We start from the raw sequence: 19,869 nt of genomic DNA, 5'->3' as shown, positions 1-19,869 counted from the left end.
TAATAAAAATAATAATCATTAATTTTATTAATAGTTATTTGTGATATAATAATTATTAAGACAAATGAAGTTAAACTATACATTTCTTAGAATTGGAGGATTTAAATTGCTAGAAGAATTAAAGACTTTTATTTCAGTCGTAGAATTAAAAAACTTTACTAAAGCTGGTGAATACCTAAATTTATCCCAACCTAGTGTAAGCACTCATATAAAAAATTTAGAAAGTTACTTTGGTGTAGTTCTTATAAATAGATCTATAAAACAAAAACATATTTTTATAACTGAAAGTGGATATATATTGTATAAAAGAGCTAAGGAAATTTTAAATTTGGTAGACCTTACATATATGGATGTTCGAGATACTTCAAATTCGTTTAAAGGACATATAAAAATTGGTGCTAGTTTAACTATAGGAGAATATCTTCTTCCTCAATTTTTAGCTAGTTTTTCAAAGAAATACCCTGATGTAATAGTTGAAGTATTCATAGAAAATACTACTGTTATATGCAATCACCTAAAAGATCTTAATTTTGATATAGGCTTAATCGAGGGTACTTCTATATATCCTGATTTTAATCAAGATTATTTCCTAAAAGATAAAATGGTTTTAGCTACACCTTTTGAATATGAACTTAATTCTAGTAATTTTTCTTTTGATAAGCTAAAAGATCAAAGCTGGATTGCTCGTGAAGAGGGTTCTGGTACTAGAGAGTTTATGGATATGTTTTTAAATAATAATAAAATCATTCCTAAAAATATAATTACTTTTGGTAGTAACTATGCAGTAAAAGAAGCTGTTAGAAATGGTATAGGAATAACTATTATATCTGACCTTGTTACAAGCCCTGCTGTTAAAAATAATGAAATATCAGTAATAGATATAGGTGAATCTTACTATAGATGTTTTTCTTTAATTTTACCAAGAAATATAACTACGTCTAACGTAACTCAAGTATTTATTGATGAGTTGAAAGAGTATGTATCTAATATAAATAAATAGTATATTTAGTAGTTTTAAACATAATATTATACCTAAAAAAAATTTAAATACATCATTAAATGACAAATTACTACAAGTGTTCCATAGTATACTACTATTGATTAAAATTTATTAAGGGTGGTCAAATTGTGGATAGATTCAAAATTCAAATAAAATATTCATAGTTATAGGCATAGTTATATTTTCTATAATCATTTCATTTTTCGCACCTATATTTTTGTTATATTTTATAGATGAATTTTTAAGAAGTAATTGGCAATATCATTTATTCGAAGATAATAAATCTTATATTATGTTTATAATTTTGTTGGTTGAGATAACTCTTATATCAATATTTTATAAAAAGACTAGAGATTAATCTCTAGTCTTTTTGTTTATATTACATTCCTATTTCTTTAAATTCTCTACTTCCTGGCTTAACTAACTCTATATTTCCTTCTTTGCATAAGGGGCACTCATCTACATCATGAACTTGTATATCTAATTTTATAGCGCTATATATTGGCATTCCTATATCATGACTAGTTCTGTTTGCTATACAAGCAACACCTATAACTTCCCCACCTAACTTTTCTAAAGCTTCTTTAGTTTCAATTGTAGACTTACCAGTTGTTACAACATCTTCAGCTATTATTATTTTAGCACCTGGCTTAACTTCAAATCCTCTTCTTAATTCCATTACTCCGTCTTTTCTTTCAGTGAATACTGTTTCTTTATTTAATTGTCTTCCTAATTCATAAGAAACTATTACTCCCCCCATAGCAGGCCCAACTACTAAATCTATATTTAAATCTTTTATTTGCTCAACAACTGTACTTAATACCGCTTCAGCATATTGTGGATATCTTAATACTTTTGCACACTGAACGTATCTATTGCTATGCTTTCCTGATGATAATAAAAAATGTCCTTCTAATAATGCTTCACTTTTCTTTAATATTTCTATTACATCTACTTTACTCATATTTATGCCCTCCAAAATTTATGTTTATTTAATAATTCCCTTTTAATTTAATTGTACCTTTATAATATTCCTCTTATTTCATCTAAAGTCTTTATTCCTTCAGCTTCCATAAACTTTTCTATTCCATCTATTATCTCAAGCCCTATTTTAGGATTTATAAAGTTTGCTGTTCCAACTTGTATACATGTAGAGCCTGCCATTATAAATTCTATGGCATCTTTAGCGCTTGTTATTCCTCCCATTCCCATTACCGGAATATCGACATTTTTGCTTACCTCATGAACCATTCTTAGTGCTATTGGCTTTATTGCTGGTCCTGATAATCCTGCATATACATTGTCAAATACGGGCTTTCTTTTGTGTATATCTATTGCTAATGCTTTGAATGTATTTACTAAAGATACTCCATCAGCACCTTCTTCTTCACATACCTTTGCCATTCCTACTACGTCTTCTGCATTTGGTGATAATTTTATTACTAAAGGTAAGTCAGTTATACTTCTTACTTCTCTTACAACTTCTCTTGCCACTTCGTTTTTTATTCCAAAAGCCATTCCTCCAGCTTTAACATTTGGACAAGATATATTTAGCTCTATCATATCTATTGGTTGATTATTTAATAATTCAACACCTTTTATATAATCTTCTAATGTTCCACCACCAACATTAGCTATTCTTACTAAATCTAATTCTTTAAAGAACTGTAATTCATTATCTATAAATCCTTGAACTCCTGGATTTTCTAATCCAACGCTATTCATCATTCCAGATGGTGTTTCCCATACTCTCATACCAGTGTTGCCATCTCTCTTTTCTAAAGTAAGTCCTTTACTACTTACTCCTCCAAGCTTTTGTATATCATAAATTTCGTTATACTCTTTTCCGAACCCAAATGTTCCAGATGCCATTACAACAGGATTTTTAAAATCAATTTTACCGAATTTCACTCTTAGATTAGCCATTAAATATCACGTCCTCTCCCCAGAATACTGGCCCATCTTTACATGTTTTTTTATTTCCAAATTGAGTTTTACAAGTACATACTAAACATGCACCAACCCCACAAGCCATATGATTTTCTAATGATACCATTATTTTAGTACTCGTACCTTCTGTCATTTTAACTAGTTTTTCCATCATCGGTGTTGGACCACAAGTTAATATGTAATCGTATTTATTTACATCTAGTATATCTGTTACAAATGTATTTCCTGTTGCTATATAAACATCATTACAAACTTCTTCATACTTCTCTTTTAGTATAGCTTCATTTCTAAATCCTAAATATGCATCGCAGTTATCTAGGTTCTTAGCTACTAAGTATAATGGTGCTACTCCAATCCCTCCACCTACTAAAGCTATTCTACCTTCTACTTTTTCATATCCTTTTCCGTATGGCCCTTCTAGCTTTATAGTATCATTTACTTCTAATTTGCTTAATATTTCCGTTCCTTCCCCTACAACTTTGTATAAGAATGTTATTCCTTCTTCATCTATATCATGAATGCTTATAGGTCTTGAAAGTAATGGGTATTTATCCCATGCCCTTAACATATAAAACTGCCCCATTTTACCTTCAAATTTGCCTTCTACCTTCATAAGGTACATTCCTTCGCCTACATATCTATTTTCAATAACTTTATACATGTGATTCTCCCCTCATTTGTCATATGCTAATTAAAGATTTTGTACTAACTCTAATTCTCTTTCTAATACATCTACATTATTTTTTATCCCTAGTAATTTCATTATTAGAGCCATTCTTACAAACATTCCGTACTTTGCTTGTTTAAAATATACAGCTCTTTCATCATCATCTACATTAATATTTATTTCATTTACTCTTGGTAATGGATGCATTACTAGCATATCCTTTGATGCATTCACCATTTTAGCTTTATTTAGTATATAGTAGTCTTTTAGCTTTTCATACTCTTCTTGATTTTCAAATCTTTCCCTTTGAACTCTTGTCATATAAAGTATATCTAATCCTCCAATAACTTCATCTAAGTTATTAGTTTCATAGTAAGCATGACCTTGATTTTGTATTTCTTCTTTTATATATTGTGGCATCTTTAATTCATCTGGAGAAATGAATACAAACTTAGTTCCCTTGTATCTAGCCATTGCTTTTACTAAAGAGTGTACTGTTCTTCCATTTTTTAAGTCTCCACATAATCCTATAGTGTGATTTTCTAAACTTCCTTTAAGAGATTTTATTGTTAATAGATCTGTAAGTGTTTGAGTTGGATGTTGATTTCCCCCATCTCCAGCATTTATAAATGGTACTTCCGCATACTTTACTGCCTCATTAGCTGAACCTGCTATTGGATGTCTCATAGCTATCACATCTGCATAACATGATACTGTCCTTATTGTATCTCCTAGAGATTCTCCTTTTGATACAGATGATGAATTTGGCTCTGAAAAACCTACTACACTTCCGCCCAGTCTGTGCATGGCAGATTCAAAGCTTAATCTTGTTCTTGTTGATGGTTCATAAAATAAAGTTGCGAGTAATTTTCCCTCACATACACGGGAATATTTTGCTGGATTGTTTATTATATTTTGAGATAAAGATAGTATCTCGTCTATTTCTTGTATTGAAAAGTCTTCTGGTTGGACTAAATTTCTTCCTTTTAATAACATTTTATTTTTCCTCCTTGTCAGCCTCTCTGGACTGAATTTAAAAGCATTTTTATTTCTGATTGAATTCTAGCACCTTTTAATATTTATGTCAATATGTTCCATAATTATTGTTTCAACAAATATAATGACACTATTTCCTAGTTTTAAGTATTAATTTATTTTTAAAGTAATTGTAATGATGATTACTTTAAAAATAAATTAAACTGATCAGTTCCTAAAGTATAATTTAATTAATTTTTCCTATGTTATATTTTTAGTTTATTTTACTTAAAATAAATTGGTATTAGATTTCTTAATAAAGATATTTATTAGTTAGACTTCAACAGATGTATTTAAGTATATGGAAAATTTTGTTTATATAAATCAATCGTTATGCTAAACTTTTAATTAGATATAAATTAGAAAGGAGATTTTATATGATAAGCGAAAAATTATTTTCTCAACTTAATGAACAAGTTAATTTTGAATTCTACTCTTCTTATACTTACTTAGGTATGGCAGCATATGCAGAATCTATTGACCTAAGTGGTTTTGCTAACTTCTTTAGAGTTCAGGCTCAAGAAGAGTTATTCCACGCAATGAAGCTATATGATTACATATTCCAAAAAAACGGTATGGTTAAATTAGAAGAAATAGCTAAACCAGAAAATGATTATGAGAATATATTAGATGCCTTCCAAAGAGGATACAACCATGAGCAAGTTGTAACTAGTAGATTCTATGAACTTGCAGATACTGCTAACGAAGAAAGAGAACATGCTACTATAAGTTTCCTTAAGTGGTTTATAGATGAACAAGTTGAAGAAGAAAATACCTTTAATTCTCTTCTTAAAAAAGTTAGAAGATGTGAAGGAAATACAGCTGCTTTATATATGCTAGATGAAGAGCTATCAACTAGAGTTTTCACACCTCCTACTAATGCTTAAAATCTAAGTAAAAAAATATTACTGGAATTATTAATTCCAGTAATATTTTTTATCAAAATCTATTTATAAAACTCTTTTTGCTGTAACAAATGTTGATGAATAGTAAGATGAGTTTATATTCGCTGTTTCAACACTTTTACCTGGCTTAGGCGAGTGAATCATTGTTCCTCCACCTACATATATTCCAACATGACTTACATTTCCAGTCCCATTAGTTGAGAAGAATACTAAATCACCTGGTTTAAGATTAGATCTACTTACAGTTTGTCCGTATCCAGCTTGAGCACTTGACGATCTTGGTAATGATACTCCTGCTGCATTTCTATATACATAAGATGTAAGACCTGAACAGTCAAAGCTATTTGGACCTTCTGCACCCCAAACATATGGTGACCCTAACTTAGCATAAGCTAAATTAACTACAGCTTGAGCAGCTGATGTATTACTTGCTGGTGGATTGTAAGAATCATTTTTTTCTTGAGTTATCTTGTCAGCTTGTACATTGTTTTCATTTGAACTAGGTTTTTTTATTGTATTTAATTCACTATCTGTACTACTGTTTGAGTTAGCATTTTTATCAGTGTTTAAAGAATTATTTGCGTTGCTATTTGAGTTAGTATTCATGCTAGTGCTTGAAGAATTATTTGTATTATTATTTACATCATTATTATCTGTATCGTTATTGCTTACGTTAGTATCAACAGCTGCATCATTTAAATTTTGCTTATCTTGAGCAACTTGTTCTTCTATAACTGGGGCTTGATCAGAAATATAAGATGCTTTAACATACCCTTCATCTTCACCTTTTTTAACTTTCACCCATTCACCCTTGTCCTCTAAAACTTTAAGTGAACTTCCTAAATCTAACTCATCTATTATATCAGAGTCTGTATTTGCTTCTTTTCTAAAGTTTACCTTGTTTTCAGTAGTGTACCCATGAGCTTCTTTTATATCTACAAATCTTTTTGGTAACCAACCGTCTTCACCATTGTCAGATATTTTTACCCACTCACCTTGAATACCTAAAACTTTAAATTCCTCTCCAGTGTAAGCTACTTTTTTAACTTCACCTTGTTTTCTTATCTTTACAGCTACTCCATCTTTAACAGTTGCAACTTTATATGAAACATCTTTAAATTCATCTAATTTTAAAGTATTTTGTTTATCTTCTTTTTGTTCTACGTTTGCTTTTTCATCTGCATTGGCAACTGAGTTCATTGATAATGCTACAACTGATGCAAACATTGGTACTAATATTTTCCTTTTCATAATATTTCTCCTCCAAAAACTGACCATAATTTATGGTTACTTTTTACGTGAAACTTATACGGATAAAATACTAATACACAAGATTTTATAATTTTTGTAAAACTTGTAACTTTTTTGTAATCTATTGTTACTAACTATGTAGTATTATTTTATTAAGAATTATTTATTTTGAATTATTTTGAATTATTTTGAGAATTATTTAAAACTTTACAAATCTTGTATAAAAAATATTTTAATTAAATTTATTATTTTATCCAATGTATCACTTAAATATACATTTGTAACCTTTATTATATCCTAATAATGGTTTTATGTAAAGTTTTTTACAATTTTCGTCATATTTTCCTGTAGAATTTTTATACTAACAGGTATTTTTTTATGCAATTCTATACTTAACTTTAAAAATCTTTCCTTAATTTATTTATATAAATGTCTATTTTATATACATTCATCATTGTTACTTTTTCTATGTTATTTTTTAATTTTTTTTGTATTTCTTCAATTTTATTAAAAATTGTTGGGCTTTTGATATTCACATTTAAAAATATCTTTATGTTATTATTTGCATTAAATACCTCTACTTTATTGACTTTTTCTATTTCATTTATTTGCCTCAACTCATATCTTATAATTTGATGCATGACATTAGGACTTATATAAAATTTTCCTATATAACTAAATGTTGGTCTAATAATAGTTTTTTCTATTAGTTTACAATCTTTATCCTTTTTTCTAAATAATTTTTTTATAGAGTTTATACTTAATCCAGTAGCTATTTGTTTTATTTCCACACTTGGTACGGGTATTATATGATTGCCCCTTCTTCTAGACTCTCTTGCTATATCTATCTCCCTATCACTACTTATATCTCTTATATCTATTGCTTTATAATCTGTTCCTATTTCCAATCTTTTTACTATTTTATCTATCATTTTTTTTGATGTTCCTAATATTAATAGATTCTCTACTTTTTCGTTTTTTATCTTTGATTTAACCGATTGTCTATGTAATTCATCATTAAATATAGCTCTTTTTACTGCTTCCATAGTTGTCTTTGCTTGTTTCGCAGATACTCCAGCTAATATCTTATTTTTATGTATAAGAAGACCATCATCTATTATATAATCTATATCTTTTTCATATGCCAACTCTAAAGCTCTATAACTCTTACCTGTTCCACTTGAACCAATAAGTGCATAAATTCTCATAAAAACACCTCTATACCCCATAAATTTTAATTCTATATAAATTATTATTTATATTTTTAATATATCTATAATATATAATAAATAAGGCTATAGATTAATCTATAGCCTTATTTATTATATATTATAACAGAATTCTCCATTTTCTTTTAGACTTAAGAAATCTGCATAACCTATATCAAATATTCTGTTTTCTAAGTTTTCTATTTCTATCTTATTTTTAATTAAATAAGTTATAGTTCCTATATAAGATATATCACCTTGAGCAATAGCTCCATATATCATATTATCTTTATATATAAATTTCTTGTAATTATTATTATCCTTTCTAATTGCAACTTTATATGATTCATCTATAGGTTCTACCATTCCAAGGGATACTGTCGCTATTCCCATAAAGTTCATACTATTTTTTGCTGCAAAACTATCATCTATTAATCTTTCTTTTCCGTACATATTATAGGCTGAGACTAAGCCTTGTTTTACAGCTATTGGCCATATAGCATTTTTTCCTACTACATCTCCTGCCGCATATACGTCTTTTTGCGTAGTTTCACATTTGTCATTTATAACTATTCCTTTATCATAGGATATGTTAGTGTTCTTTATAAAATCTGCATTTGGTCTAACTCCTGTAGCCACAATAATCATTTCGCATTCAACCAAAGTTCCATCTTCTAACAATATCCCTACTATATCCTTATTGTCCTTTATTACTATTTCTTTTATGGCTACACCTTGATATAGCTTTCCACCGTTTTCTATAAATTTTTTCTCATATGTTGATGCACTATACTTATCTAATTGTTTATTAAGTATAAATTGACCTGTGTTTACTAAAGATACTTCAATATTTTTGTACTCTAACAACCCAACAAGAGCATCTATTCCAACTAATCCAGCCCCTATAATGGCTACTTTATTTATTTTTTTAACTTTATCTTTTATATTATATGCATCTTCTATATCTCTTAATGGGTATACATTGTTTGCTTCTCTTAAATTCTTTATTGGCGGTATAAATGCAGATGCACCAGTAGCTATTAGAAGTTTATTATATTCTATAGCTTGATTTTCTAATATTACCTTTTTAGAATTTGTGTCTAAAGATTTAACACTTGTTCCTTTTACCCATATAATATTATTTTCTTTCATAAATTCTTCATCTACAAAGTTTATTTCCTCTACAGTTCTATGGTTAGATATAACATGATGCAACATACAACGCGAATATGTTTTATCATCCTTTGATACTATTACTATGCTACCTTCTTTATCCAATTCTCTTAATGTTTTAGCTGCACTTATCCCTGCTGCACTTGCACCTAATATAACATAATCAATACTTTTTTTACTTCTAAATATGTTTAATATTTTATCTAACATAATGATTCTCCCTTCTGTAGCTCTAGTGCTCCAGTTGGACAATTTGCTACACACTTAGGATTTTCTTCATTTATACATAAGTCACACTTTAATACAACTTGCTTTGTTTTATCGTCTACTTTTAAAACCCCGTAAGGACAAGACATTATACACATATAACATGACCCACATTTCTTTTCATCATAAGAAACTATTCCTGTCTTTTTATCTTTAACCATTGCTCCACTCATACAAGTTAGAACACATTCTGGCTCATCACAATGTCTGCATATAATTGGTACTGGTTTATTATCTTTATCTAATTCTATATGCCCTCTACTATCATTATCTATATCATCTAGATTAAGTGTATACATGTTGCTATTTTCACTGTGCTTTAACATACAAGCTAAAACACAACTTTTACATCCAGTACATAATTCTTTATTAATTATAATTCTATGCATAAGATTCCACTTCCTTTAACCCAAGTTTTTGTCTTCTATCAATTATTATTTCTTCTAATTGCTCTGCTGACGATTTTGGGTCTGGATTAACTATAACGTGGCCTCCTGTTAAATCTTTTAATTTTTCTGTAAGCACTTCTGTTACTAGTTTTCCTCCTGTTATAAATGGTGGTAATGCTAAGTGAAGTGGTAATCCTAGTGCTAAACCAAATGCCCCATCAGCTAATGCTTGCTCCTCTAGCCATTGTGGTGCTGATAGTACAAGTGGTAATTGAGGTAAATCTATACCTAATTCTGCTGCTATTTCTGTAGCAACTATTTCTAATCTTCCTATTGCTAAACATGGTCCAAAGTTTAGTACTGGTGGTATTCCTAAAGACTTACAAACTTCTTTTAAGTTATCCCCTGCTAATTCTTCTGCCCCTGGAGACATAAGCCCTACATTTTCAAGCCCTCCTGTTGAACATCCAGCAGAAAGAACTATTATATCTCTCTTAATTAATTCTTTAGTTAATTCAACTGTATTTATATCGTGTCCACCAGCAGTCATATTTGAGCATCCAACTACAGCAGCTATACCTTTAATTTTTCCTTCTGCAATTAAGTTTATTAATGGTTTCCATGAATCTCCTAAGAATGCTTTTAAGTTCTTTTCACTTACTCCTGTTAAAGATTTTTCGTATCCATGGTCACTTGGTATATCTATTTCTACTACATTTCTTCTTTCTTTATATGCTTCTAATGCTTTATTTATTAGACTTTCGCTTATAGATTCTATATTCTCTCTATCAAATGGTATATACTCTGCATTTGATTTCTTAGCTACATCATCTAAGCAAACCATCTTAACTTTATATTTATCTGCTATTGGCTCAAGTCCTGGTATTGTACAGTTAAATTCTGATAGTACCATGTCTATAGCACCTGTTGAAAGTACAGCCTCACTAGTGAAGTTATTTCCTGTATGACCCACAAATACCTCTTGGTAATGTTCTCCTCTTAACTGTAAATCTTGACCTACACAAGTACATCCAACTAATTTAAACCCTTTAGCTCCTACCGATTTTGCTAATTCTACTACATCGTTGTCTTTTAATCTATCTTGGAAATGAGAAAATACTGAATGTTGATGTCCTGTTATCATTATATTTATATAATCTTTATCTATAACATTAAATCCTACTGGAGCCATTCTTATAACTGGCTCTCCTAACATAACATCATTTAAAAGGTTAGTTAATGTAAGACCATATAAGCCTGTTGATATACCTAAATTTAAGCAATTAACCAACATATCTACTGGATCACTATTTAAGTTTGTAGATGATTTTACTATTGCATCAAAGACTTCTGACTTAGCTCCACCTGGCATTATTCCTAGCTCTTTCCATTTATCTACTCTTGGTCCATATGCTACCTTTTCAACTAATTCCATTTTCTCGTATCTTGGCTTATATAAGTCATTTAACACCTTATTGGCTATATCTATACATTTTTGATGATTATCTTTAGATTCTACTCCAAACATTTCAGCTAAATTATTTAGTGCATTTAATCCCTTTATATTCCCTTTTTTCTCTCCTAAATCCTTTAGATTTCTAGCTGTAGTTTCTACTACATGTAAATAACAAGCGGAACCTGATGCAACTGCTCTTAAAAAGTTTCTAGCTACTATGGTATCTGCATCTGCTCCACATATACCTCTTGGTGATTTTGGTGTTATTCTACATGGACCATTTGAACATAGTCTACAACACACTCCTTGAAGCCCAAATCCACATTTAATTTTTTGATCTTCTGTTCTATGGAATGATGTTTCTACATCCTTTGAAGCTATAAAGCTTTCTAACCTCTTATCAGCACTTTCACACATTCTACAAGTATTACAAGACATAATATTTCCCCCTTAATATTATTTATTAGATTTTAATTTGGATGAAAATTTAGTTAGAATTGAATTGATTTGACCTTGATGACTTGATTGATTTTTTTTTAACTATAATTTTATATTCAATATTTACCATAAAAATTTTAATCTTAAACATATTTTTTAAATTTTTCTTGTCTTAATTATAAAACTTTTTTTATATATATTTATTTTTTATAATGATTAATCTGTTCATTATATAATTAAATATTATTTTTTGTTAGTCTATACCCATTTTATTTTATATTAATCTGTCATTTTATTAATATTCTTGTAAAATTTTTTTCTTTGTTATGTTGGAATTTTTTTGTTATAATATTAATGAATACATAATAAAAAAATCAAGGGAGGATTTTGTGATGGCTTACATGATAAATGATGCTTGCATAAGCTGTGGTGCTTGTGCTGCTGAATGTCCAGTTGAATGTATATCTGCAGGAGATGACAAATACGTTATAGATGCAGATACTTGTGTTGAATGTGGTGCTTGTGCTGGAGTATGTCCAGTTGATGCTCCTCAACCAGAGTAATCTAATATACAAAAACTACCATACATATGTATGGTAGTTTTTTATTTTTATAATTCTTCTTCACTTTCTTTCATTAAGTATGATAGAGTGAATAAGCTTTCTGTTAAATTTACGTTCTCAACTATAACATCCTTTGGTACTTCTAAATCTATAGGTGCGAAGTTCCATATTCCTTTTATACCAACACTAACTAATCTATTGACTGTGTCTTGCGCTCCGTTCTTTGGTATACATAGTATAGCAATATCTATATTATGTTCCTCAACATATTTCTCTATCTCCTCTGAATCTAGTACTTCAAAGTCTCTTATTTTTAACCCTATCATTTTGGGATTTGCATCAAATAATGCTTTAACTTCAAATCCAGCTTTTCTAAATCCAGAATAGTTAGCTATTGCTTGACCTAAATTTCCTGCCCCTATTAGTATTGCATTATACTTTCTATCTAGCCCCAAAATTTTTCCGATTTCATTATGAAGTGCTTCTACATTATATCCATAACCTTGTTGGCCAAAACCACCAAAATTATTTAAATCTTGTCTTATTTGAGATGCTGTAAAACCGATAATCTCACTTAATTCCTTAGATGATATTCTATGTATATCCTTATCTAATAACTCTCCTAAGTATCTATGATATTTCGGTAATCTTCTTATAACTGCCATCGATATATTCTTAGAACCCATTTTTTTCACCTCCTGTAAATATGACATAATTATCTATATTTTTAAAACATAGTTTAATATCCTTGATTATATTATATCAAAACATTATAATTTTAGGTAGTTCAAGGAGGTATAAATTTATGATCGTTTTGTCGTGTAATAACTTAAATAAAAGTTTTGGAATAGATTCTATATTAGAAAATGTAAGTTTTACTGTTAATGAAGGTGATAAAATAGGGATAGTTGGTGTAAATGGTACGGGTAAAACTACTCTATTTAAAGTTATCTCTGGGATATATGGTTATGATAGTGGAGATATATATACGTCTAAAGATTGTGAAATAGGATACTTAGAACAACATACCAATTTCCACTCAAACAACACTATTTTAGAAGAAGTTTTAGAAGTATTTAAAGACTTAATAGAAATGGAAAACTACTTAAGAAACTTAGAGGTTAAAATAGCTGAAGAAAGTGCAAATCCTAACTCAAATAAACTTGAAAAAATAATGGACGAATACTCTCACAAATTAGAAAAGTTCTCTGATATGAATGGTTACGGATATAAATCTGAGGCAAAAGGTGTTTTAAAAGGATTAGGGTTTAGCGATGACGATATGAACAAACCTATCGACGTACTTTCTGGAGGTGAAAAAACTAGAGTACTTCTAGGTAAACTACTTCTTAGAAAACCTACCCTACTTCTATTAGACGAACCTACTAACCACCTAGATGCAGAAGCAATAGAATGGCTTGAAGTTTTCTTAAAACAATATAAAGGTACAGTAATTTTAATATCACATGATAGATATTTCCTAGACCAAGTTGTTAATAGAGTATTTGAGATACATAATAAGAGATTAAAATCTTATAATGGAAATTACTCTGATTTCGTAAAAGCTTCTATTGTAGAAAAAGAAATAGAACAAAAGAAGTATGAAGACCAGCAAAAGGAAATAAAGAAACAAGAAGAATCTATAGAAAGATTAAAAGCATATGGCAGAGAAAAGCATATAAAAAGAGCTAGAAGTAAAGAAAAAATGCTTGCTAAAGTCGATGTGTTAGATAAGCCTGATGGTAAAAGAAAGAGAGCTAGAATAGAATTTAATCCATCTGTTACTAGTGGTAATGATGTTCTCCAATTAAGAGATATCTCTATGGGTTATGGTGAAAAAATATTATTTAAAGATATAAACCTTGATATATACAGGGGAGAAAAGGTGGCTCTTATAGGTGCTAATGGTATCGGTAAATCTACTCTATTTAAAATAATTATGAATGAGTTAACTCCTTTTTCTGGAGATGTTAAGTTTGGTACTAATGTTAATGTATCTTATTTCCACCAGGAGCAAAAAACTCTTAATTTAGAAAATACTATTATAGATGAGATATGGAATGATAATACTCACCTGACTCAAACTACTCTTAGAAGTATGCTTGGAGCCTTTTTATTTGAAGGTGAAGATGTGTTTAAAAAGATTTCAACATTAAGTGGTGGAGAAAGAGCTAGAGTTGCTATACTTAAATTAATTCTTTCAAAAGCTAATTTTCTTCTTCTTGATGAGCCTACTAACCACTTAGATATAGATTCTAAAGAAGTTCTTGAAGAAGCTTTATGTGGATATACGGGTACAGTGTTTACAATATCTCATGATAGATATTTCCTAAATACTGTTGTAGATAAAATATTAGTTTTAGATGAAACTGGTATAACTGAATACCTTGGTAACTATGACTACTATTTAGAAAAGAAAAAACAGGTTCAAGAAATGAGTAACAATGTTGAGGTTGTAGAGAAAACTAAAACACAACTAAAAGATGAAAAACGTAAAGAGAGAGAACAAAGAGAAATAGAAAAGAAAAATAGAATTAAAAGACAAAATATAGAAAAAGAAATAGAAGAAACTGAATCTGAAATAGAAGAACTGGATGTATTACTATGTCAAGAGGAAGTCTATTCTAATCCTGATAAATCAAGAGAAGTTAGTCAAAAAAAATCATCTCTTGAAGATAAATTATCTACCTTATATGAAGAGTGGGAATTATTTATGTAGAAGCCATTTACAGGCTTCTTTTTTTGTGGGTAATTCTATAAGATAATATTATAATATAAAATATTTTTAATTTAAATTTCTATTATTTATATAGTTACACACGTACTTTATTATGATATTATTTAACAAGATGATTTTAAAATTAAATAAAGGGGTGATATTTTGCAAGGATTATTTTCTTTAAGTGATGATAATAAGATGTTCTATAAGGTACTTGTATCTTTATGCATTCCAATAATAATACAACAACTTATATCAACATCAGTAAATGTAATAGATACTATGATGATAAGTAGTTTGGGCGAAACATCAGTAGCTTCTATCGGTGTTGCAAACCAGTTCTTTTTCTTATTTAGTATGTCTCTATCAGGTATTACTGGTGGTGCTGGAATATTTATTTCTCAGTTCTTTGGAAAAGGTGATACAACTAATATTCGTAAGGTAACAGGATTTACTATTATACTAGCAGTTTTACTTAGTCTAGTATTTTTTATACCAGCATTAATCATACCAACCGAAATTATTCATATATTTTCATATGACCCTGAAGTAATAAGACAATGCACAGAATACTTTAGTATAGTTGTATTTTGTTATCCTCTTATTGCTATGAGTAGTGTTTTTAGTGTAGGCTCAAGAGGAATTAGAAATCCTAAGCTAGGTATGATTTGTAGCTCAGTTGCGTTAATTGTTAATATAATTCTTAATTATGGCCTTATATTCGGTAATTTAGGGATGCCTATGTTAGGTGTTAAAGGTGCTGCACTTGCTACGGTTATAGCTAGAATAGTTGAATTTTCTTTACTAATTGGATATGTATACTTCTTTAAAAAAGATTATACTTTAAAGTTTGGTATAAAAGAATTAAAACTTATTGATAAAGAGTTTTCTTCATCATTTTTAAAAACTAGTTTTCCAATCTTCTTAAATGATACTGCATGGGCAATTGGTACAGTATTGTATTCAGTTGCGTACTCAAAAGCTGGTACTTCTGCCATAGCTGCTAGCCAAATAGCAACAAGTACAGGTAACTTCTTTATAATGACAGCTGTATGTATAGCTATAGGAGCATCTATAATGTTGGGTAATGAACTTGGTGCAGATAATATAGATAGAGCTATCTCTTATGCTAAAAAGTTCTCTGCTCTTGTATTTATTACAGGTCTAATTTTTGGAGGGTTGCTAATATTAAATATTCCTCTATTATTGAATATATTTAGTGTTACACCAAATTTAGCTCCGGATATAACTAAGATATTTATTATAATGGGTATTTTAATGGCTCTTAAATCATTTAATACATTAATAATAATAGGTGTTTTAAGAAGTGGTGGAGATACTAGATATGCCTTATTTTTAGAGCTTGGATGTATGTGGTTAGTATCAATTCCATTAACATTTATAGCAGCATTTAAAGGTGCTCCTATTTATGTATTAGTACTATTAACTTACAGTGAAGAGCTAGTTAAGTTTATTTTTGGTGTTCCAAGAGCATTATCTAAAAAATGGGCTGCAAATATAGTAAAAGAAATGAATTAATTAAAAGAATAACTCTGAGAAATTTCTCAGAGTTATTTTTTATCACATTGTACCTATAAATGCACTAAAAATATATATCACTAAAAATAATGTACTTATAATCCATAAGCCTATAGATATTTTTTTATTTTCTTCATAATAAATATATGATGCTATAAATCCAGAAACTATAGCTCCTGAACATAAAAAGTCTATTATTGATGTAGCTAATGAGCTTGCTAATATAGCATATAAATCTATTATTGATGTAAATACTAATAAAAACATAATTTGAAATATCACTGCTACAATTAATAGTACATTTGATTTTTTCATAATTTCCCCTTATAATTTACAATTTATTGTATTTACCTCTGTCCAATTTTTAGATTTGGAACAGCATTTAAACTCATATCATCTATTATTCCATTTATATAATTATAATATCCTGCACAACCTATCATAGCTGCATTATCTGTACATAAATCTACTGGTGGATATTTTATATCTATATTATTTTCTTTTCCTAATTCTGTTATTTTTTCTCTAAGTGCTGAGTTGCAAGCAACCCCTCCTGCTAAAGCAATTGTATTGTATCCTTTTTCCTTAGCTGCTTTTATTGCCTTTTGAGATAATACTTCTACAACAGCTTCTTGGAAAGATGCGCATACATCTTCTACTACTATTTCTTCTTTTTTCATCTTTTTAGCATTTAGATAATTTAATACAGCAGATTTTAATCCACTAAAACTAAAATCATAACCTTCATCTAAATAAGCTCTAGGAAAATCTATTGCATTTTTATTTCCTTGCTTAGCTAACTTATCTACTATAGGTCCTCCTGGGTATCCTAATCCCATAGCTCTCGCTATTTTGTCAAAAGCTTCTCCAGATGCATCATCTCTTGTTCTTCCAAGTATCTCATATTTTCCATAGTCCTTAACTTCTACTAAATGAGTATGTCCACCAGAAACTATTAAAGTTATAAATGGTGGCTTTAAATCCTTATGAGCTATATAGTTTGCACTAACATGCCCTTCTATATGATTTACCCCTACAAGTGGTTTATTTAAACAAAATGCTAATGATTTTGCATAAGATAATCCAACAAGTAAAGCACCAACTAAGCCTGGTCCATAAGTTACTGCTATATGATCTATATCCTTTAATTCTATTTTAGCTTCATCTAAAGCTTCTTGTAATACTCCATCTATATTTTCTATATGCTTTCTTGATGCAACCTCAGGAACTACTCCACCGAATTTTTTATGTAAATCTATTTGAGTTGAAACTATGTTTGTCAAAACTTCTCTACCATTTTTTAAAATAGCTATAGAAGTTTCATCACAACTACTCTCTACTGATAATGTTATTATATCTTTCATTACTACACCGCCTTTATATCACTCCACATAATCATGGCATCTTCTTTGTTGTTGCTATAGTATTCTTTTCTTATTCCTGCTAACTTAAATCCATACTTTTTATAAAGATTTTGAGCAACTATATTTGAAACCCTTACTTCTAAAGTCATTGATACTATATTACTTTCTCTGCAAAGCTCTACTAGTGCTTGTATTAGCTTGTCTCCTACTTTTCTACCTCTATAATCTTCATGTACCGCTACATTAGTGATATGGCCTTCATCAACAACAAACCATATTCCAACGTAACCTACTACTTTATCATCTATTTTAGCAACTAAATATCTAGCAACATCGTTACTTAATTCTTTTTTAAATGCATCTTTAGACCAATAATCTTCAAAGCAGTTTTTTTCAACTTCAAAAACTCCGTCAATATCTTTGGCCGTCATTCTTTCTATAACTATATTATTTTCCATCATTTAACCTCTTCATCTTTTCATCATATTGAACTTCTGCTTGAGATTTTCTAATATATACTGGATTTATAGTATAGCAATCATGAACATTTATATTATTTTTATACTTTTCCATACCTATTACACATAAGCTACTTGCTTTATTTACATTATGAGAAGGTTCTGGTATATGTATATTTTCTATTTCCTTAATCTTGTCTTCATATTTATATACAGCTTCTCCAACTAATATCCACTCTTCATTAGAGTTTGATAATTCTTCTAATAAATCATATATCTCTACTACATCTACACCTTTTAACTCAACTAATTTTCCATTTTCATATTTATATTGTCCCATATAAACTTGAGTTCTTTGTGCATCTAATATAGAGCATATTTTCTTATCACATAAGTCCATATTCCCAGCTAATAATTCTACTGAATTAACACCTACCATTGGTATATTATTTACATGTGATATAGCCTTTGCTGTAGCCATACTTATTCTAAGTCCAGTAAATGATCCAGGTCCTTCACATATAGCTATTAGGTCTATATCATTAACATTTAAATCACTCATCTTAAGCATATTTTCTATCATAGGCATAAGTTTTTGAGAATGTGTCTTTTTTGTATTTACTATATATTCACATATTAATTTATCATCTTCTATAACAGCTATACTTGTAGCAAGCGAAGATGTATCTATTCCTAGTACCTTCATTATCTTGTCAACTCCTCAACTATCTTTTCATATTTTTCTCCCACTGGATTTAATATCATTTCTCTAGACATATCTTTGTATCTTAATTCTATATGTAAGTATTCTTCTGGAAGTATGTCTTCTATTAGATTTGCCCATTCTATTATGCATACTCCTTCTCCATTTATATACTCATCATATCCTATATCATACATTTCATCACTACTACCAATTCTGTATACATCAAAATGGTATAAAGGCATTTTTCCTTCATACTCATTTACTATTGTAAATGTTGGGCTAGTTATATAATCATCTACTTCTAGGGCCTTTGCAAGACTTTGAGTCATTGTAGTCTTTCCAGCTCCTAAATCTCCTATTAAACATATAACACTTCCTGGTGTTAGCAATTTTCCTAATTTATATCCAATTTCTTTTGTTTTATTTTCATCTTCTAAATATATTTTAATCATAAATTCATCTCCATAAATAGTTTGAAAAAATTATCAACTAGATATTATTATATTATAACCATCTGGTATTATAAAGTATTTATAAATATAATATACATTTATGGTTGACTTTTTGAAAATAGTGAACTACTATTTAATTAAGAATATAAGTTAATTGAAACCATGAAGGTTTTTAAAGGTACAGGTGTATGTACTTTTAAAAACCTTTTTTAAATTTACTCTATATTCCTAACCCTTTTTAAAATAATTATTTCCTACTGCCTGTAATGTAGGCAGTTTTTTCTTTTTAGTTTAATATTTTAGCCATATTCATTATAAATAAATTTTTT

At 29.0% G+C, this 19,869-nt stretch carries 20 protein-coding genes; 5 read left to right on the top strand and 15 right to left on the bottom strand.

Translation table 11 applies throughout. The features are described from left to right. Nucleotides 1–106 precede the first annotated feature (106 nt). Nucleotides 107–1,000 carry a LysR family transcriptional regulator gene (locus tag I1959_RS12355; RefSeq protein WP_166506091.1) on the top strand — a complete coding sequence of 298 codons (894 nt, stop codon included), beginning with the start codon at nucleotides 107–109 and terminating at the stop codon, nucleotides 998–1,000. Nucleotides 1,001–1,379: 379 nt separating this feature from the next. Here the strand turns inward: I1959_RS12355 and pyrE are convergent, their stop codons facing one another. The 4 genes from pyrE to pyrB are packed head-to-tail and all read right to left on the bottom strand — an operon-like array spanning nucleotide 1,380 to nucleotide 4,613. Beyond that, nucleotides 1,380–1,964, bottom strand: a complete 585-nt coding sequence (gene pyrE, locus I1959_RS12350; RefSeq protein WP_166506092.1) for an orotate phosphoribosyltransferase — start codon at nucleotides 1,962–1,964, stop codon at nucleotides 1,380–1,382. 59 nt (nucleotides 1,965–2,023) lie between these two features. After that, the gene (locus I1959_RS12345) at nucleotides 2,024–2,926 is read right to left on the bottom strand and encodes a dihydroorotate dehydrogenase (RefSeq protein WP_166506093.1); all 903 of its coding nucleotides are present in this window, start codon (nucleotides 2,924–2,926) and stop codon (nucleotides 2,024–2,026) included. Beyond that, nucleotides 2,919–3,611, bottom strand: a complete 693-nt coding sequence (locus I1959_RS12340) for a dihydroorotate dehydrogenase electron transfer subunit (RefSeq protein ID WP_166506094.1) — start codon at nucleotides 3,609–3,611, stop codon at nucleotides 2,919–2,921. Before I1959_RS12340 ends, I1959_RS12345 begins: the two co-directional genes overlap by 8 nt. A 30-nt stretch (nucleotides 3,612–3,641) precedes the next feature. Next, the gene (pyrB, locus tag I1959_RS12335) at nucleotides 3,642–4,613 is read right to left on the bottom strand and encodes an aspartate carbamoyltransferase (RefSeq protein WP_166506095.1); all 972 of its coding nucleotides are present in this window, start codon (nucleotides 4,611–4,613) and stop codon (nucleotides 3,642–3,644) included. 416 nt (nucleotides 4,614–5,029) lie between these two features. On the opposite strand from pyrB, the gene I1959_RS12330 reads away from it, so the two are divergent. Beyond that, nucleotides 5,030–5,539: a ferritin gene (locus I1959_RS12330; protein ID WP_092921965.1), complete on the top strand. Its 510-nt coding sequence runs from the start codon at nucleotides 5,030–5,032 to the stop codon at nucleotides 5,537–5,539. A gap of 63 nt (nucleotides 5,540–5,602) precedes the next feature. Here I1959_RS12330 and I1959_RS12325 read toward each other — a convergent pair whose 3' ends face one another. The 5 genes from I1959_RS12325 to cooS all read right to left on the bottom strand — a co-directional run bounded on the left by I1959_RS12325 (nucleotide 5,603) and on the right by cooS (nucleotide 11,739). After that, nucleotides 5,603–6,808 carry a C40 family peptidase gene (locus tag I1959_RS12325; protein ID WP_242977258.1) on the bottom strand — a complete coding sequence of 402 codons (1,206 nt, stop codon included), beginning with the start codon at nucleotides 6,806–6,808 and terminating at the stop codon, nucleotides 5,603–5,605. A gap of 398 nt (nucleotides 6,809–7,206) precedes the next feature. Then, nucleotides 7,207–8,016, bottom strand: coding sequence for an ATP-binding protein (locus I1959_RS12320; RefSeq protein ID WP_166506096.1), 810 nt, complete (start codon nucleotides 8,014–8,016; stop codon nucleotides 7,207–7,209). A 114-nt stretch (nucleotides 8,017–8,130) separates the two neighbouring features. After that, on the bottom strand, nucleotides 8,131–9,399 hold the full coding sequence (locus I1959_RS12315) for an NAD(P)/FAD-dependent oxidoreductase (protein ID WP_207733587.1): 1,269 nt from the start codon (nucleotides 9,397–9,399) through the stop codon (nucleotides 8,131–8,133). After that, entirely contained in the window at nucleotides 9,393–9,845 is a 453-nt protein-coding gene (locus I1959_RS12310) for a 4Fe-4S dicluster domain-containing protein (protein ID WP_166506097.1), read from the bottom strand. The genes I1959_RS12315 and I1959_RS12310 overlap by 7 nt, the downstream gene beginning before the upstream one ends. Next, nucleotides 9,838–11,739, bottom strand: coding sequence for an anaerobic carbon-monoxide dehydrogenase catalytic subunit (gene cooS, locus I1959_RS12305; protein ID WP_166506098.1), 1,902 nt, complete (start codon nucleotides 11,737–11,739; stop codon nucleotides 9,838–9,840). The genes I1959_RS12310 and cooS overlap by 8 nt, the downstream gene beginning before the upstream one ends. A 392-nt stretch (nucleotides 11,740–12,131) precedes the next feature. Between cooS and I1959_RS12300 the strand changes: the two genes are divergently transcribed. Continuing rightward, nucleotides 12,132–12,302 carry a DUF362 domain-containing protein gene (locus tag I1959_RS12300; RefSeq protein WP_092921951.1) on the top strand — a complete coding sequence of 57 codons (171 nt, stop codon included), beginning with the start codon at nucleotides 12,132–12,134 and terminating at the stop codon, nucleotides 12,300–12,302. Between the two features lie 47 nt (nucleotides 12,303–12,349). Here the strand turns inward: I1959_RS12300 and I1959_RS12295 are convergent, their stop codons facing one another. Beyond that, nucleotides 12,350–12,988, bottom strand: a complete 639-nt coding sequence (locus I1959_RS12295; protein WP_092921948.1) for a redox-sensing transcriptional repressor Rex — start codon at nucleotides 12,986–12,988, stop codon at nucleotides 12,350–12,352. Between the two features lie 119 nt (nucleotides 12,989–13,107). Between I1959_RS12295 and I1959_RS12290 the strand changes: the two genes are divergently transcribed. Both I1959_RS12290 and I1959_RS12285 read left to right on the top strand, forming a co-directional pair. Further along, entirely contained in the window at nucleotides 13,108–15,021 is a 1,914-nt protein-coding gene (locus I1959_RS12290; RefSeq protein ID WP_195238474.1) for an ABC-F family ATP-binding cassette domain-containing protein, read from the top strand. A 162-nt stretch (nucleotides 15,022–15,183) separates the two neighbouring features. Next, nucleotides 15,184–16,560, top strand: a complete 1,377-nt coding sequence (locus I1959_RS12285; protein ID WP_176579625.1) for an MATE family efflux transporter — start codon at nucleotides 15,184–15,186, stop codon at nucleotides 16,558–16,560. A 42-nt stretch (nucleotides 16,561–16,602) separates the two neighbouring features. Here the strand turns inward: I1959_RS12285 and I1959_RS12280 are convergent, their stop codons facing one another. The 5 genes from I1959_RS12280 to tsaE are packed head-to-tail and all read right to left on the bottom strand — an operon-like array spanning nucleotide 16,603 to nucleotide 19,540. Further along, nucleotides 16,603–16,875, bottom strand: coding sequence for a hypothetical protein (locus tag I1959_RS12280; protein ID WP_166506100.1), 273 nt, complete (start codon nucleotides 16,873–16,875; stop codon nucleotides 16,603–16,605). Between the two features lie 32 nt (nucleotides 16,876–16,907). Continuing rightward, the gene (gene tsaD, locus I1959_RS12275) at nucleotides 16,908–17,924 is read right to left on the bottom strand and encodes a tRNA (adenosine(37)-N6)-threonylcarbamoyltransferase complex transferase subunit TsaD (protein WP_092921936.1); all 1,017 of its coding nucleotides are present in this window, start codon (nucleotides 17,922–17,924) and stop codon (nucleotides 16,908–16,910) included. Between the two features lie 2 nt (nucleotides 17,925–17,926). Continuing rightward, nucleotides 17,927–18,382, bottom strand: coding sequence for a ribosomal protein S18-alanine N-acetyltransferase (rimI, locus tag I1959_RS12270; RefSeq protein WP_242871280.1), 456 nt, complete (start codon nucleotides 18,380–18,382; stop codon nucleotides 17,927–17,929). Continuing rightward, complete coding sequence (gene tsaB / locus I1959_RS12265) at nucleotides 18,372–19,088, bottom strand: tRNA (adenosine(37)-N6)-threonylcarbamoyltransferase complex dimerization subunit type 1 TsaB (protein WP_195238473.1); 717 nt, start codon at nucleotides 19,086–19,088, stop codon at nucleotides 18,372–18,374. The genes rimI and tsaB overlap by 11 nt, the downstream gene beginning before the upstream one ends. Continuing rightward, the gene (gene tsaE, locus I1959_RS12260) at nucleotides 19,088–19,540 is read right to left on the bottom strand and encodes a tRNA (adenosine(37)-N6)-threonylcarbamoyltransferase complex ATPase subunit type 1 TsaE (protein WP_092921932.1); all 453 of its coding nucleotides are present in this window, start codon (nucleotides 19,538–19,540) and stop codon (nucleotides 19,088–19,090) included. Before tsaE ends, tsaB begins: the two co-directional genes overlap by 1 nt. Between the last annotated feature and the right edge of the window lie 329 nt (nucleotides 19,541–19,869).

The sequence above is a fragment of the Romboutsia sp. 1001285H_161024_C4 genome, assembly GCF_015550185.1.
Lineage (GTDB): Bacteria > Bacillota > Clostridia > Peptostreptococcales > Peptostreptococcaceae > Romboutsia_C > Romboutsia_C hominis.
Note: the sequence above shows the minus strand (reverse complement) of the source record. Positions and strands in the feature narration are given on the sequence as shown.